Annotated in this window: 12 protein-coding genes; 7 read left to right on the top strand and 5 right to left on the bottom strand. The window is 51.2% G+C overall.

What is annotated here, in order from left to right:
- Window positions 1–39 precede the first annotated feature (39 nt).
- The 4 genes from F456_RS0119685 to F456_RS0119670 all read left to right on the top strand — a co-directional run bounded on the left by F456_RS0119685 (window position 40) and on the right by F456_RS0119670 (window position 6,974).
- The gene (locus tag F456_RS0119685) at window positions 40–630 is read left to right on the top strand and encodes a sugar O-acetyltransferase (protein WP_018978774.1); all 591 of its coding nucleotides are present in this window, start codon (window positions 40–42) and stop codon (window positions 628–630) included.
- 542 nt (window positions 631–1,172) lie between these two features.
- The gene (locus tag F456_RS0119680; RefSeq protein ID WP_018978773.1) at window positions 1,173–3,296 is read left to right on the top strand and encodes a BglG family transcription antiterminator; all 2,124 of its coding nucleotides are present in this window, start codon (window positions 1,173–1,175) and stop codon (window positions 3,294–3,296) included.
- Window positions 3,293–5,284, top strand: coding sequence for a PTS mannitol transporter subunit IICBA (locus F456_RS0119675; RefSeq protein ID WP_018978772.1), 1,992 nt, complete (start codon window positions 3,293–3,295; stop codon window positions 5,282–5,284). The genes F456_RS0119680 and F456_RS0119675 overlap by 4 nt, the downstream gene beginning before the upstream one ends.
- A 541-nt stretch (window positions 5,285–5,825) precedes the next feature.
- Window positions 5,826–6,974 (top strand): mannitol-1-phosphate 5-dehydrogenase, encoded by a 1,149-nt coding sequence (locus F456_RS0119670; protein WP_018978771.1) that lies wholly within the window; start codon window positions 5,826–5,828, stop codon window positions 6,972–6,974.
- Between the two features lie 99 nt (window positions 6,975–7,073).
- Here F456_RS0119670 and F456_RS0119665 read toward each other — a convergent pair whose 3' ends face one another.
- Together F456_RS0119665 and F456_RS0119660 are read right to left on the bottom strand one after the other, a co-directional pair.
- Complete coding sequence (locus F456_RS0119665; RefSeq protein ID WP_018978770.1) at window positions 7,074–8,180, bottom strand: metallophosphoesterase; 1,107 nt, start codon at window positions 8,178–8,180, stop codon at window positions 7,074–7,076.
- Window positions 8,181–8,400: 220 nt separating this feature from the next.
- Complete coding sequence (locus F456_RS0119660) at window positions 8,401–9,591, bottom strand: LLM class flavin-dependent oxidoreductase (protein ID WP_018978769.1); 1,191 nt, start codon at window positions 9,589–9,591, stop codon at window positions 8,401–8,403.
- Between the two features lie 206 nt (window positions 9,592–9,797).
- Between F456_RS0119660 and F456_RS0119655 the strand changes: the two genes are divergently transcribed.
- The 3 genes from F456_RS0119655 (at window position 9,798) to nspC (ending at window position 13,529) form a co-directional block, all read left to right on the top strand.
- Window positions 9,798–10,664, top strand: a complete 867-nt coding sequence (locus tag F456_RS0119655; RefSeq protein WP_018978768.1) for an AraC family transcriptional regulator — start codon at window positions 9,798–9,800, stop codon at window positions 10,662–10,664.
- A 502-nt stretch (window positions 10,665–11,166) separates the two neighbouring features.
- Window positions 11,167–12,366, top strand: a complete 1,200-nt coding sequence (locus F456_RS0119650) for a saccharopine dehydrogenase family protein (protein ID WP_018978767.1) — start codon at window positions 11,167–11,169, stop codon at window positions 12,364–12,366.
- Between the two features lie 20 nt (window positions 12,367–12,386).
- Window positions 12,387–13,529, top strand: coding sequence for a carboxynorspermidine decarboxylase (gene nspC / locus F456_RS0119645; protein WP_018978766.1), 1,143 nt, complete (start codon window positions 12,387–12,389; stop codon window positions 13,527–13,529).
- 30 nt (window positions 13,530–13,559) lie between these two features.
- Here nspC and F456_RS0119640 read toward each other — a convergent pair whose 3' ends face one another.
- From F456_RS0119640 to F456_RS23800, 3 genes are all read right to left on the bottom strand, one after another.
- Window positions 13,560–14,087 carry a glycosyl-4,4'-diaponeurosporenoate acyltransferase CrtO family protein gene (locus F456_RS0119640; protein WP_018978765.1) on the bottom strand — a complete coding sequence of 176 codons (528 nt, stop codon included), beginning with the start codon at window positions 14,085–14,087 and terminating at the stop codon, window positions 13,560–13,562.
- 352 nt (window positions 14,088–14,439) lie between these two features.
- Entirely contained in the window at window positions 14,440–14,976 is a 537-nt protein-coding gene (locus tag F456_RS0119635; protein ID WP_018978764.1) for an imm11 family protein, read from the bottom strand.
- 15 nt (window positions 14,977–14,991) lie between these two features.
- A partial coding sequence (locus tag F456_RS23800) for an AHH domain-containing protein (protein WP_211223581.1) occupies window positions 14,992–15,746 on the bottom strand: 755 nt, incomplete at its 5' end.

The raw sequence follows: 15,746 nt of genomic DNA, 5'->3' as shown, positions 1-15,746 counted from the left end.
GTTTTCTATGCTTGTACAAAAATGGAAGGAGGCTGCGCAATGACGGAACTGGAAAAATGTCTGGCCGGCGAATACTACAACTGCCACGACGAGATCTTTTTGAATATGAAAACGAATGCCCGCAAACTCTTATCGAAGTACAACGGCTTACCTTACGAACAAAAATCCGAAAAAAGAGAGGTGTTGGAGAAGTTGTTTGGAAGTATGGGAAACCGGGTTTCCGTAGGAACGCCCTTTATCTGCGATTACGGTCGCAACATCGAGATTGGAGACCAGGTATCGATCAACATGAACTGCACTTTCGTGGATTGCAACAAAATTACGATCGGAAACCGTGTTCTGATCGCTTCCAATGTACAAATCTATACCGCTGCGCATCCGATTGAGCTGGACGAACGTCTTACCCCCAATTGGTCGGAGGAGAGCGGAGAATACTTTTGGCGAACCTATGCACTGCCTGTTAGGATCGAAGACGACTGTTGGATCGGCGGAGGCGCCATCCTGCTTCCGGGCGTCACTATTGGAAAAGGCTGCGTGATCGGTGCCGGGAGCGTAGTGACCAAAGACATACCGGCCAATTCCACTGCTGTCGGCAATCCTTGTCGGGTCATCCGAACAATCAATGGATAGACGGGATCGATTGAAGATGGTCGCTTTCGATTTGGACGGTACGCTTTGCGATTCAATTCCATGTAGAAGCTATCCTTTACGAGGACAGCTTCTTTTTGCAGATTCGAATACTTTCCCTTTCCCTTTCCTCTCTTTTCCTCTCCTTTCCTCGCTTCACTTTTTTTCTTTCCCAAGCGCCCTCTTTATTCCCATCACACGTCTATTCGCCGACAAATGATAAAAACCTATGAAAAATATGCACGTTTACAGTTTTAATTTGATTGATTTATAGCTGTGATGAGTAATAAAGGAATGCAAATCTATTGTCCGCCAGTTGTCTATCAAAGGAAAACCCCGTCGTTATTCAAGTTTGTCACCGGTTGATTCGGGACAAAATCTGGCATCTTTCCTTTGCTATTCCGAAGTGAGGTGCTTAAAATTTGAGAGGAAGACGAGTTCCTACGAGCTGTGCTTATTGCCGCCTCTGTTCGTCTCCATCCGATCACACAGTAATTGATACCGTTTCCAAAAAAAGAGGCGATTATCAAAAAGGAGGAATCCGCGTGGACAAACCGACCGGACGATTGCTGCCGATCCTGAAGCGCCTTCTCGCTTCCGGGGGAGAGTTCGTTACGGTTCGGGATCTGTCGGATGCATTGGACGTCAGCGAAAGAACAATCAAACGCGAACTTCCCGGTCTGGAACATTGGCTCTCGGCAAGAGGGGCAGCATTGATCCGCAAACCGGGAGCCGGAGTCAGACTGGAAGCTGCACCTGAGCAGCTTGACGCCTTAATAGAGGAAATAAGCGCAGCCGGACCGATTAGGGACTACACCCGTGACGAACGGCATTATTTCCTAATCAGCGAGCTGCTGCTTGCAAATGAACCCGTTAAATCGTACAGCTTCGCCTCTCAGTTCAAAGTAACTGAAAGTACACTTAGTGCCGATCTGGACCGGGCGGCAGAGTGGCTGGAGCCGTTTGATCTCAGACTGATCCGCAAGCCCGGATACGGCGTGTACGTCGAAGGCGAAGAAAATGCGATTCGATCCGCTCTGATCCAGTTGATGTACGAGAGCATGACGGAAGACCAACTGGTCGGCCTGCTCAACGGTCAGACGCCGGATACGTCGGACGTACCCGCAAGAATCCGGACCCATATCCGCAGCCGGCTGCTGAACCTGATCGACGAAGACGCGGCCGAACGGCTGCAGCAGCTGGTTGAGGAGCTGGAGAGAAGCCTTGACTTGAAGCTCACCGATACGGCTTACATCGGACTTGCTGTGCATCTGGCACTCGCGATTCAGCGGATTCGCTCAGGGCAGCGTATTGTCATCGACCCACGTGTCCTTCACGGTCTGAAAAAGCTGAACGAGTTCGAAAAAGCCAGCAAGCTGGCCGTCAGGCTCGAAGAAGTACTCGGCCTGGAGATCCCGGAAGACGAAGTCGGTTATATCACGATGCATCTCAAAGGCGCGGAAACGCGGCTTGACGGGGACGGAGACAATTACTACGACCACGTCAGCTTCGAACTCGTACGATTGGCTCGCAACATGCTCAAGGCCGCGGAAGCGGAGTTCGGCTACGAGCTCAAGGGCAGCAGCAAGTTGTTCGCCGGATTCGTTCATCATCTGGGTCCCGCCGTCGAAAGACTCAAATTGGGACTCGATATTCGCAATCCGCTGCTGCGGCAGATCCGCGAACAATACGAAGACGTTTTTGGTGTTGCTGCCAAATGCGCCAAGATCCTCGCCGATTACGTCGACCGCAGCGTGCCGGAATCGGAGATCGGCTACATCGCCATGCATCTCGGGGCAATGAGCGAGTATGCGCGGGCCGAACGACCTTCGCCCAAAGTGCTGATCGCCTGCGCAAGCGGTATGGGTACTTCGGGTCTGCTCATGGCAAGAGTCCGCAAAGAGTTCCCGTCCTTCAACCTGATCGGTCTCGCTTCCGCTTCCGAAGCGTCCGAGAATCACGAAGCGGACTTCATTATTACGACGGTCGACATCGAGACCGACGTTCCCGTTGTTCGGGTGTCCGTGCTGCTGTCTTTTCAAGATGTCGAGCATATCCGGCGCTTCGTCAATGAAAAGCAGCGTCACTTCGTCAAAAGAAAGCAGCGCCAGACTCTTCATACCGATCTGGTCGGCACTCTTGAAGATCATCGACAGACGCTTGAAGGCATTCTCGATCTCGTCAAAAATGTCGATATTGCGGAAGATCTGAAGGCTCGCAATGTCGATGAGCTCATTCACGCCATCTCGGAACGCTTCACCGCAAATGCCGGAGATGCGGTCGTTCTCGAACGCGAACTGCATGAACGCGAGCGGCTGGGCGAAACGGTGCTGTCGCAGGACGGACTGATCCTGCTGCACTGCCGCTCCGAAGTGATCGCCAGGCTGACGCTCGGCGTCTTCCGTTTCCCGCACGGCATGGCTGCCGAGTCGGAAGACAAGCCGCTGCGGCTTAAAGCGGCACTGCTGCTGCTGGCTCCCAAAGCCAGCGGCAAATCCTACCTTCAAGCGGCCGGCGAAATCAGCAAGTCGCTGATCGACCGTCCCGGATTCGCCGCGAGACTTTCCTCCTCGGAGCCGGATAAGCTTCGCGGCGAGATCGCGGACATGATGCGAGAGCTCTACGCAAGAAAAATCGAACAATATACATTGGAGGTTGAACAATTATGAGCAGCGTATCAACGCCTGCAAAGTCGGGCGGCGCCAGACAGGGCGTCCAGAAATTCGGACGCTTCCTGAGCGCGATGGTTATGCCGAATATCGGCGCGTTTATTGCATGGGGTCTCTTGACCGCCCTCTTTATTCCGGACGGTTATTTCCCGAATAAAGAGATCACTTCCATGATCGACCCAATGATTACGTATCTGCTGCCGCTTCTGATCGCCTACAGCGGCGGTAAGATGTTCGCCGACCACCGCGGCGGTGTCATAGCCGCTATCGCGACGATGGGCGTTATCGTCGGTGCCGGCGATATTAAGATGTTTATCGGCGCCATGGTTATGGGCCCGCTCGCCGGTTGGCTCATCAAGCTGTTCGACCGTGCCATAGAAGGTAAGATCCCGGCAGGCTTTGAAATGCTGATCAACAACTTCTCGCTCGGTATCTTTGGTGCCATTCTTGCTGTCGGCGGTTACTATGGCATTGGCCCGCTGATCGGCGCATTCACACAAATTTTGGAATCCGGCGTACAGACGATCGTAAGCTGGGGTGTTCTGCCGCTCGTTTCGATCTTCGTCGAGCCCGGCAAAATTCTGTTCCTCAACAATGCAATCAACCACGGTATCTTCAGTCCTCTCGGTCTGGAAGAGTCGCAGCGCCTCGGCCAATCGATCTTCTTCCTGATCGAATCCAACCCGGGACCGGGTCTGGGCGTTCTGCTGGCGTATTTGGTATTTGCCAAAGGCTCGATCAGAAGCTCGGCTCCTGGCGCAATCATCATTCACTTTGTGGGCGGTATTCACGAGATTTACTTCCCGTACGTGCTGATGAAACCGGCTCTGATTCTGTCCGTTATTTTGGGCGGTATGGCCGGCGTATTCACCTTCGTCCTGACTGGAGCCGGCCTCGTATCCGCCGCTTCTCCAGGCAGTATCATCGCTTTGATGCTGGTATCGCCTAAGGGCGGGCAGCTCGAAATACTCGCCGGCGTTGCCGCAGCAACTCTCGTATCGTTCCTCGTATCCGCGTTCTTCCTGCGCAACTACAAGGCTAACGACGAAGATTTGGCTAAAGCGCGCGAAGCTTCGCAAGCCATGAAGAGCACCAATACAGCAGGCTCCACGGGCGGCTCAACTGTCCGTGTAAACGGCAAAGTGGAGAAAATCGTATTTGCCTGCGATGCGGGCATGGGCTCGAGCGCAATGGGCGCTTCGTCCTTCCGTAAAAAAGTCAAAGCAGCCGGTCTGCCGATCAACGTTACGAATACGGCGATCGAAAACATCCCTGCGGATGCCGATATCGTAGTGACTCAGCAGAACTTGACCGACCGTGCCAGAGCGAAAGCTCCGAACGCCCATCACGTTTCGATCGACAACTTCATCAATAATCCGGTCTATGAAGACCTGATCGAAGAGTTGAAAGCTGCAGAGTCCGGCCCTTCTCCTGCAGAACGCAACACGACCGCAACAACGGGCGACGCGCAGTGGGATATCGACAATGCGCTGGACAAAGCCGCTCCTCAGAACGCAGCCGATCATGCCGCCGAGCAGCGTGGTACAGCGGCAGACGCAGACATCCTGCGCAAAGAAAATATCTATCTGGGTCTGCCTAGCGTCAGCAAAGAAGATGCGATCCGCGAAGCGGGACGCCTCCTCTCTGCCTCCGGTTATGTTAGACCGGGTTATGTGGATGCCATGCTTGAGCGCGAAGGTGTTGCTTCGACTTACATCGGCAACGGTGTCGCAATCCCTCATGGCGTAGGCACGGCCAAGAACGAGATTGAAAATTCCGGTATTGTCGTTCTGCAGTACCCGAACGGTGTCGAATTTGAAGCCGGTACAGCTTACCTGGTCATCGGCATCGCCGGAGCCCGCGGCGAGCACCTGAAGATTCTGACCAAGATCGCCGAAGCGATCGAAGACGAGTCGACGGTACAGCGTCTGTCCAATACCAAAGACGTCAATGACATTTACAACACGCTCAGCGTGCAGCCTGAGTAAAGGAAGTTATCGTTAAGTCATCATTTAGTCAGCGTAAGAGTCGACAGCCGGCAGGGAGCCCCCTCTGCCGGTTTCGGCTTTGACTTTTCCCAAGCTAATTTGGCAGTTATCTCAAAAAGTCGTATCGTATGAAGCCGTTGAATCTTGTCTACCTGTACTCTGTAATATCGTGCCTTCACGGTTTCCTGTTTTCATGGTTTTGTAATTTTACGATTTCACAGTTTTACAGTTTTACAGTTTTACAGTTTTACAGTTTTGCAATTTCATAGTTTTACGGTTTTCCAATTTCACGGTTCCACGGTTTTTCAGTTTCACGATTTCACCGTTTCTCTTTCAACGAAACGGTTTGATCTTCTAAGGAAAGGCCCCCTTTCCGCCACTTGGCGAGCTTCTTGCACTTGGAGCGACTTTTGGCTTCCCGAAGGGAAACAACCTGAGCGACAAGGGCAAGAAACGAGCCGCACACACAGGAAAGGCTGTCACGGAACCGGCATTTTTGCGCTCCGTGACAGCCTTATTCCAATACTGGAGGTTATCGATTATGTCCAAAAAAGCGATTCAATTCGGAGCCGGCAATATCGGCCGCGGCTTTATCGGAGCCCTGCTTGTCGAAGCGGGCTATGAGCTGGTTTTTGCTGATGTCAACGAAGAGATGATTAACGAACTGAATGAAAAGCACGGCTATACCATCCATATCCTCGACCTCGACAAACGCGAGATTCCGGTTACCGGCGTGTCCGGCTGCCTCTCGAACAGTCCGGAAATGTCCAAGCATATCGCCGAAGCCGAGATCATCACCACGGCCGTAGGCCCTAACGTACTTAAGTTTATCGCGGTCAATATCGCCGCAGGTCTCGAAAAACGTGCTAAAACCGGCGCGGGTGCACTGAACATCATCGCCTGCGAGAATATGGTCGGCGCCAGCACCCATCTGAAAGAACAGGTCTACACCCATTTGTCCGACGAAGCCAAAGCTTACGCGGATGAGCATGTCGGCTTCCCGAACTGCTCTGTCGACCGGATCGTGCCTCCGTTCAAAGGCGACAACCTGCTGGACGTAGGCGTTGAATCGTTCTTCGAATGGATCGTCGAAGAGCCTGCGTTCAAGGGCGGCGTGCCGAATATCGAAGGCATGAAGCTGACCGATACGCTGGTCGCTTACGTGCAGCGCAAACTGTTCACTTTGAACACAGGCCACGCGATTACGGCTTACCTGGGTTATCTCAAAGGACTGCCGACCGTCGACAAAGCGATCGAAGACGATTCGGTTCGTCAGATTGTACGCGGAGCGATGGAAGAAAGCGGCGCAGCGCTCGTTAAGGAACACGGCTTCGACGCGAACGAACACGCCAAATACATCGACAAGATCGAGAAGCGTTTCCGCAACCCGTACCTCAACGACGATGTCAGCCGTGTCGGCCGCGAGCCGCTGCGCAAATTGGGTGAAAAAGACCGCCTGAGCGGACCTGTCCGTATGGCGCTGGGCTTCGACCTCCCGGTAGACAACTTGTTGACCGGCATTGCTGCCGCTCTGCACTACAACAATCCGGAAGACAAACAGTCCGTCGAACTGCAGACTTCGATCCAGGAGAACGGTCTGGAAGGCGCCATTGCCCAAGCGACCGGATTTACCGAAGACAGCGGCGAGAACGCGAAAATCGCGGACGCTTACGAATCGCTGAAAAAGTAACGTTTGGCTTAAGCAATCTGAGTCACTTAAACGCCTCCTGACCAAAAAGAGACTGCGGAATATCCGCAGTCTCTTTTTATCATCTACAGCATGTTCGCTTTATTGAAAACTCACATTAATCACCGTGATCTCCGACCGCGTTCCAAGCCGCATCGGCAGTCCCCAGAATCCGTAGCCGGAAGTCACGATCGAATGCATCTGCCCTTTTTGCAGGTAGCCGTAATCGTTCTCGTATATCCGGTTCGTAATCAAGCCTCCCGGGAACACCTGACCGCGGTGCGTATGGCCCGACACGTCCAGATCGACGCCCGCCGCCTCCGCCTCATCCAGCTCGTACGGCTGATGATCCAGCATGATAATCGGCGAAGCCGGATCGGCCTGTGCCACCAGTTCCGCGATACTCATACGCTGCTTGTCGGTGCGGTCTTTGCGGCCGACAAGCGTAAACGGCAGCCCTTCGCTGATCACTTCGTCGTACAGCAGATTCATTCCGCTGTCTTCGAGTGTGCGGATCAGCTCGGTGTCTCCCGCTTCTATACGATCGTGGTTGCCCAGCGAAGTATAGACCGGAGCTTCGATGCCGCGCAGAATCTCGGGAACCCCCTGCTTCACGTACTGCACAATATCGTCGTCGACCAAATCTCCCGGGAACAAGACAAAATCCGGCTGAATCTCGTTGATCCGTTCGACCAGCCTGCGAGCATGTGCCGGTCCCGACAGCGCACCAAAGTGCATATCTGCCGCCATCACAATCTTCACCGACGAACGGCCGTCCAATGCAGGCTTATCGATTGCGATATCGTAAGTGCGCACGACAGGACTGTAGGCATTATAAAAGCCCAAGCTCATCAGCAGCACCGTCAGCGCGACTACGGCAAGAGCAGCCCCCCGAATGAGCTTGATCCGTGCAATTTGGGTAAAACGCTTTAGGAACAGAACTACAATATTTGTTGGCGGCAGAATAAAGACCATAAGATAAATCAGAATCAGCCAAATTCCCGATACCCAATGCGACCAAGCATACTCACTGAAACGGAAACGGAAAAACATCGACCAAGCGGCAATTAGCAGCAGCGCGGACATGATAAGCAGTGCACTTCGGCCTGCCTGTGGAAAGAACACCTTGATTCCTTTCCACAAGTTCCAGCCAATATAGGAAAGAAACGCATGATAAATAAGCAAAAAAATGACTACCCCGATAATCAAAACCTGGCTCCTCTCCAGACTCACGTGCCCAATCAAAGTCAGACTCGCTCTTTTCTTCTATTATACGAAGATAGTCAGCACGAAGTCGAGCGAGCATGAGCTTTTGCAAAAATCATGATGAAAAAGCCTCCCCAACGGAAGGCTTCAGCATCGTATCGAGCTTGGTGTTCTCGCTCCAAGAGTCTGTTGACCACAAAACGCTCTTCGAGCAGCCGTTTATTTACCGTACTGCCTGCTTCTGAAGGTTGGCCCACTTCTCCTTGAATAGCGGCAGCGCTTCGCGTCCGAAAATTTCCGCTTCCTCCAGATGAGGGTAGCCCGATAGAATAAAGGTAGACACGCCAAGTTCCGCATATTCGATCAGACGCTGCGAGACCTGATCGGGAGTTCCAACAATCAGGATCGCTCCGCCGGAACGTACAACTGACAATCCCGTCCACAGATTCGGACCAACAACGAACTGCTCCGCCTTGGACAGCTCGCGCAGCTCGTTCTGGCGCCGCTGGTTGGTCGCGTCCGTAGCAGCAAACTCTTTCTCCGCCCGTTCAATCGCTTCCGGCGACACTTTGCTGATAATGTCCCAAGCGGCAGCCCAGGCTTCCTCTTCCGTATCACGGACGAGTACCTGCGCTCTCATTCCGTAGCGCATCTCCCGGTCCTCGCCGCCTTGATGGACATGTTCGCGGCGCATTTCGTCAATCTCTTCGATCTGCTCTTGAATCCAGGCATGCGGCTCTCCCCACATCAAGAATGTATCCGCATGACGAATCGCAATTTTCTTCGCCATAACCGAGCTTCCGCCAAGATAGAACGGCGGATGCGGATTCTGAACGGTCTGCGGCGAGCTTGACTCGCGCTCAAACGTATAATGCTTGCCGCGGAAAGGCTCTCTCGGTGCTTCTCCGTTCAAGCCCCCCGCTGCAAATTCCGATGCATGCGGGTTGTCTCCGTTGGCCCAGGTCCGCTTCATCACTTCCAGATATTCGTCCGCTCGCTCATAACGCTCATCATGCGAGTGAGCGAGAGGATCGCCGAGCTCTTCCAGATCCTGCACGGAACTGCCGGTCACTACGTTGATCATCGCACGGCCCCCGGAAAGCTGGTCCAGCGCCGCTCCCATCCGTGCAGACAGAACGGGTGCTGTCAAGCCGGGACGTACCGCTACGAGCGGACGCAGCGTCTCTGTACGGCTCATCACTGCCGAGCCGACGACCCATGCGTCCAGGCACGGCCCACCGGTCGGAATCAATACAAATTCGAAGCCGGCTTTTTCCGCGGTCTGCGCCACTTCCGTCAGATAATCCAGCGTTGCCGGACGCTCCGGTGCCACACCTACATATTTCCCGTCTCCTGCCGTAGGCAGAAACCAGCCGAATTCGACTTCCCGGTCCTGCCGATTGCCGTTTGCCATAGCGGATTCATCCTTCCTCTTTCTCTTTGACGAGAAATTTTGTTTATATTTATATATAAAAAATTTAAGGTGAATATACCGACTAAACTAGTTGGAATACTTTTGTTAGAATAATAGCAGGGCCTACATAAATAGTACATGTCATTTTGTCGCTTCGTCTCTTTGTCATTTTGTATGTCTCTTCCATTTGGAAAGGAGCACAGTTCATGCCGATTGATACGGAGTATGCGAAGGAAGATCATCACGAATACCTGCGGGTCCATTTTTTCACGCCGTCCGAGTACGAGAGATCCGGTCCGGCTTGGCCGATCCGCCTTGGCTCAAGTCTGGCCAAACCCAACTACCATATCGGGCCCCGTACAACTGCCTACTACTATATGATTCTCGTGTTGGAAGGGACGGGATTTTTCACGCAGAACGGCAAAACTCATCCGCTTGCAGCCGGCGACCTCTACTGCCTGTTCCCTCAGGTTCTGCACGAATACCGAACCGATCCCGAAGCGCCTCTGCGCACAATGTTCCTCGCTTTCGATGGGAGGATGGCTGTAGAGCTGCTGCGCCGCATCGGCCTGACTTCGCAGCGTCCCCATCTGCAATCATCCTCTTCCGATGAAATCGCAGCCGATCTGCGCGCATTTCTGGCCAAGACAGCCTCCGACACTTCCGATCTCGATCGTCTCGCCGAATTTTATCGACTCTTTGCCGCGCTTGAACGTACTGCTGTCTTTGAAGACGACGAACCGGATACGATTTCTTGGCTGCAGCGCGGACTGGAGTATATGGAGATGCACTATGCCGACGGCATTACGGTCGAAGAGGCTGCCCGGTATGCCGGTGTTGGACGAACCCACTTCAGCAAAAAGTTCCATGAACGTTACGGACACACTCCGGTCAGCCATATGCAGAAGCTTAAGCTGGATGAAGCGCGCATGCTGCTGACCCAGACCCATTACTCACTGTCGGAAATCGCCCTGTCTGTCGGTTATCCCGACCTCTTTTCTTTTTCCAAAGCATTCAAGAAATACACCGGTCTGCCGCCCAAGCATTACCGCCAGCAGTGTTCGCCGTCCTAGCAGCTTATTCTATTTAAATAGTAGGATTTCGTTCGGCTGAGTTGTACATGGTTTAGGTGCGATTCCGTCGGAGACTTCTTACACGGATTAGATACGAAATCTCAGCCGAACGAAACCGTACATCTGATTGAGACAAGTCACTATGAGATGCGCGGACGCTTTTTCTTTCCATTTTTTATGCTGTGCTTTTCGATTGCCGCTGCGGCCAATCGGTTAATAAGAGGAAGAAATACCTGAAAGCTCCTATCGGTCGGCTGTGCTCCTTGAGGCCGCTTAATGGCGCTGCCGCACGGAGAAAACGGAGAAATACGACGAATTACGGAGTATTTCTGTTAAAACCATGTTAAAATCCCAGAACGATTCGGAAAACTGCCGATTTTTTCACGTTTTTCTTGTATTTTTGCGCGATTATTTGTATAATCCTTCTTGTTGATTTTTTAACCATCGTTTAGTTATTCAGCGAAAACCTATCTTTTTAAACGGACTAAGGGGGGACTTGATTTTGGGAAAAGCATTGATTATCGGTGCCGGCGGCGTAGCTAGCGTTGTCGTGCATAAGTGTGTCCAGAATCCTGACGTATTTGAGGAAATTTGTATCGCAAGTCGCACGCTGTCGAAGTGTGAAGCTTTGAAAAATAAGTTGGACGGAGGACGCACGAAGATTTCGGTTGCTCAGGTTGACGCCGACCGTACGGAAGAAGTCGTGGAGCTGATCAAAAGTTTCGGCCCGGACATCGTAATCAACGTGGCGCTCCCTTATCAGGATCTGACCATCATGGATGCCTGCCTTGAAACGGGCGTACATTACCTGGATACGGCCAACTACGAGCCGCTCGACAATCCGAAATTCGAATATAAATGGCAGTGGGCTTACCGCGAGAAATTCGAGAAAGCCGGCCTTACGGCGGTTCTCGGCAGCGGCTTTGACCCAGGCGTAACCGGCGTATTCAGCGCTTACGCGCTGAAGCACTACTTCGACGAGATCCACCAGATCGATATCGTGGATGCCAACGCAGGCGACCACGGTTATCCGTTTGCGACCAACTTCAACCCGGAGATCAATATTCGCGAGATCACGGCGAAGGGCCGCTACTGGGAAAATGGCGAATGGATCGAGACTGAACCTCTTTCCGAGAAGAAAGTCTACGACCTGCCGGAAATCGGACCTAAAGACATCTACCTCCTCTATCATGAAGAGCTGGAGTCCCTGGCCCAGAACATGCCTGGCCTGAAGAAAATCCGCTTCTGGATGACGTTCTCGCAAAACTACCTGAACCACCTCAAGGTACTCGAAAACGTCGGCATGACTTCCATCGAGCCGATCGAATTCGAAGGCCAGAAAATCGCGCCGCTTCAGTTCCTGAAAGCCGTCCTTCCGGACCCGGCATCGCTCGGACCGAGAACGAAAGGCAAAACGAACATCGGCTGCATTTTCCAAGGCACCAAAAATGGAGAGCCAAAAACGTACTACGTATACAACGTATGCGATCACGAAGAATGCTACCGTGAAGTGGGTTCCCAGGCGATCTCCTACACAACTGGCGTGCCGGCAATGATCGGTGCCATGATGGTCCTCAAAGGCCTCTGGAAAAAGCCGGGCGTGTACAACGTGGAAGAGTTCGATCCGGACCCATTCATGGAAGAACTGAACAAACAAGGCCTGCCGTGGGTAGAGGATTTCTCGCCGACGCTGCTGGACTAAAAGGGGCGTAGGAGAACATCATGACAGACATCGATTTCAGCGCCGTCCCGTCTCCCTGCTACGTCGTGGACGAGCGCCTGCTGACCAAGAACCTTGAGCTGCTCGGTTCCGTTCAAGAGCGCACCGGTGCCAAAATTCTGCTCGCCCAGAAAGGATTCTCCATGTTCGCGGAGTATCCTCTGGTCGGCAAGTATCTGGCAGGCGTCACATCAAGCTCGCTGTTCGAAGCACGACTGGGTTACGAGAAAATGGGCAAAGAAGTGCATGTGTACGCGCCGGCTTACGTGGACCGCGAGTTCGACGAGCTGCTGAGCTATACGGATCACATCGTCTTCAACTCGTTCGCCCAGTGGCGCAAGTTCAAGGACAAAGTCCTGAACTACCCAGGCCGCAAGATTGAAGTGGGCCTGCGCATCAACCCGGAATATTCGGAGCTTGAAGTGCCTCTGTACGATCCGTGCTCGCCTTACTCCCGCATGGGCATTACGCTGGAGAACTTTGACGAATCGGATCTGGAAGGCATCGACGGCCTGCATTTCCATACGATGTGCGAGCAGAACTCCGATACGCTGGAGAACACGCTCAAAGTCGTCGACGAGAAATTCGGCCATGTCATCAAAAACATGAAATGGCTGAACTTCGGCGGCGGGCACCACATCACGCGTCCGGATTATGACGTAGAACGCCTTATCCGCTGCATCGAGTTCGCGCGCGATAAGTACGACGTGCAGGTCTACCTGGAGCCGGGCGAAGCGATCGCGCTGAACACCGGATACCTGGTGGCAACCGTACTCGATACGATCAAGAACGGCATGGACATCGCCATTCTCGACACATCGGCAGAATGCCACATGCCGGACGTACTGGCTATGCCATACCGTCCGAACATCGCTGGCGCCGGTATGCCGGGCGAGAAAGCGATCACGTACCGTCTCGGCGGCATGACCTGCCTGGCCGGCGACGTCATCGGCGATTACTCGTTCGACCGTCCGCTTGAAATCGGCGATAAGCTGGTCTTCGGCGACATGGCGCATTACACGATGGTTAAGAACCATATGTTCAACGGCGTGAACCTGCCTTCGATCGCGACTTACAGCGACGAAGAAGGAATCAAAGTAATCCGCGAGTTCAAGTTCGAGGATTATAGTTCGCGGTTGTCTTAAGTTAAGAAAATAACCCCCAAGCCTGCTCCGTTAAATGTCGGAACCGGTTTGGGGGTTATTTGTATTTGTATAAGATTCTCTGCTCTTGCGTGCTAAACGCGATCTCAAACGAAGCAGCCGCGGTCTATTATATCTCTGAATCAAACAAAACGGGATCTGAACAATCACATTCACTCCCGCAAGAATGAAAGCCATCAGCGCATAATCACTTGGATTCACCCATATACAAGCAAACCCCAGTACAGCCATGCCCAAATGTCCGACTTCCGCATACTTCGTTTCTAAAATGAACTTATCCGCATAACTCAAAGTAAGGTCCTCATTGAGATTTTTCTTCTGAAAGTTCCACACTTTCCCGCATTCCGGAAGCCTATCTTTCCATCGATCGAGCCCAATTCTTTTATATACTTTTCTTTCAAAAGAACGTTCCGCAAAGAACCACTGATTTTTTTCATACCATGACTTAGGCAGGAATCGAACCAAGTGGGCTGTGCCAAAGCAGCAAATTAACCAAAATGACGTATTGATTACGATCATCCATATAGTAAACCCATTCATTTTTGCACCGTCCTTCTATCTTTCTCCTCTTCCACTTTCTTTATGTATTTGTCCGCTCTTGATAAGCCACGGACATACCTTTTCAATTTAACACAGCGACCGCCTTTTGAAAAATGGACCAAACCTCACCAGAAAGGTTCAATCTTTTCCCAAAGGCCGACTGTAAGAGATTTGGGCAGTAGGCATCTCGGTTCGATTCACAAACCGCTTAATCTCCGGGTTGTAGTAGTGGGCATGTATCATATATAGACTCTTTCACCTTCGCAACTGAATCAACCTTAGTTATCATTTCATTGTTTATGTTCTAAAAAAGAAACCTTGAAAGGCATAGAGCCAATCAAGGTACATATCATCAAATAAATTGAACTCCTTTGATGCTATGTCTTTCAAACACGTCTCTAAGATCATCAGATACTAGAACATGAGATTTATAATCAAGATTTCTGACTATATGATGATTGTTTGGCAAAACACCAAATTTATATACAATCTTCTTGAAATTCAGAATTGCCTCAGTTCCTTTAATGGTAGTATATTCTGATTTATCTTTATCTACTACCTCAACAGCATTTACTATATTTAAAAGGTAGTAATGAGGAATTCTCTTTTCTCCTACATAAACATTTGCTTTAAACACTTGAATATCTTGAGGACAAATACCTTCTAGAATTTCTATTACTTTTTTCGAAACGATCAATAATAATCCACTATTCGGCAACACATCATTCAAGTGCTTTTCTAAACATTCAAATACAATTTTTGGGGGAATTACTTGCTCGGTTAATTCTCTTCCCTCTCTAAAAACAAATCTATCAGTACCACTACCTTTTACGTATTCCCCCATTTTTTTATTTGGAAATTTTTCTGGAACAGACCATATCCACAACAAGTAATCACCTCATTATTAATTAGCATTAGGACGTTTATTTTTATTTAAAGCCCTACTTCCATCTCGTAACAACTTCCTTTCTCCATTTATTATATCGCGAAGAGCATCATTGTATTGTTGTTGAGTCCATCCATTTGCTCTTCCATATTCAAGAACTTCATCCATTTGATTTGCTAAATTTTCACTAACACTATTACTATGCCTCCCCTTATGAATACTTCTTGTGGGATGTAAGGAATCGTTAGTCGGTAAAAACATTTTATTATTTCGAGATTGTAAATTGTATCCAACCTCATCTAGCAAATCGTGATTTTTCGTTAATTTGTTTTTGTCACTAATGATATGGTGATCTTGAAACCCTAGTTTCTTTAAATTAGCTTCTCTATCACCCTTAGCAAACAACTGCAAATCCAGCTTCAAACTGAAGTCTCTCGGCTCTGTCGTCTGCACGGGAGGTTTCTTAATCTTCCCTACCAGCCAGGCCCCGCCTTCAATCCCTTCCTTCGCCACATACTTCCCAACATGCTTACCAAAAGGAATCCAGCTCGCCGCCGTTCCCACTCCGGTCGCGACGCGATCCGTGACCGACATCTGCTGTCCGGTAATCATGTCCACACCGGTGAACACTTCCTGGATCCCTTTGAACGTCCCGACAAACGGCAGGGAATCCGCTGCGAAGCTCAGCCCTGTCTGCCACCATGTCGCGCCATCTGCACTTAGGCCAAACGGATCGATATACGACACCGGATTGCCGTTGACGTACGCATACC

Origin of the sequence: Saccharibacillus kuerlensis DSM 22868, assembly GCF_000378145.1 — a bacterium.
Lineage (GTDB): Bacteria > Bacillota > Bacilli > Paenibacillales > Paenibacillaceae > Saccharibacillus > Saccharibacillus kuerlensis.
Note: the sequence above shows the minus strand (reverse complement) of the source record. Positions and strands in the feature narration are given on the sequence as shown.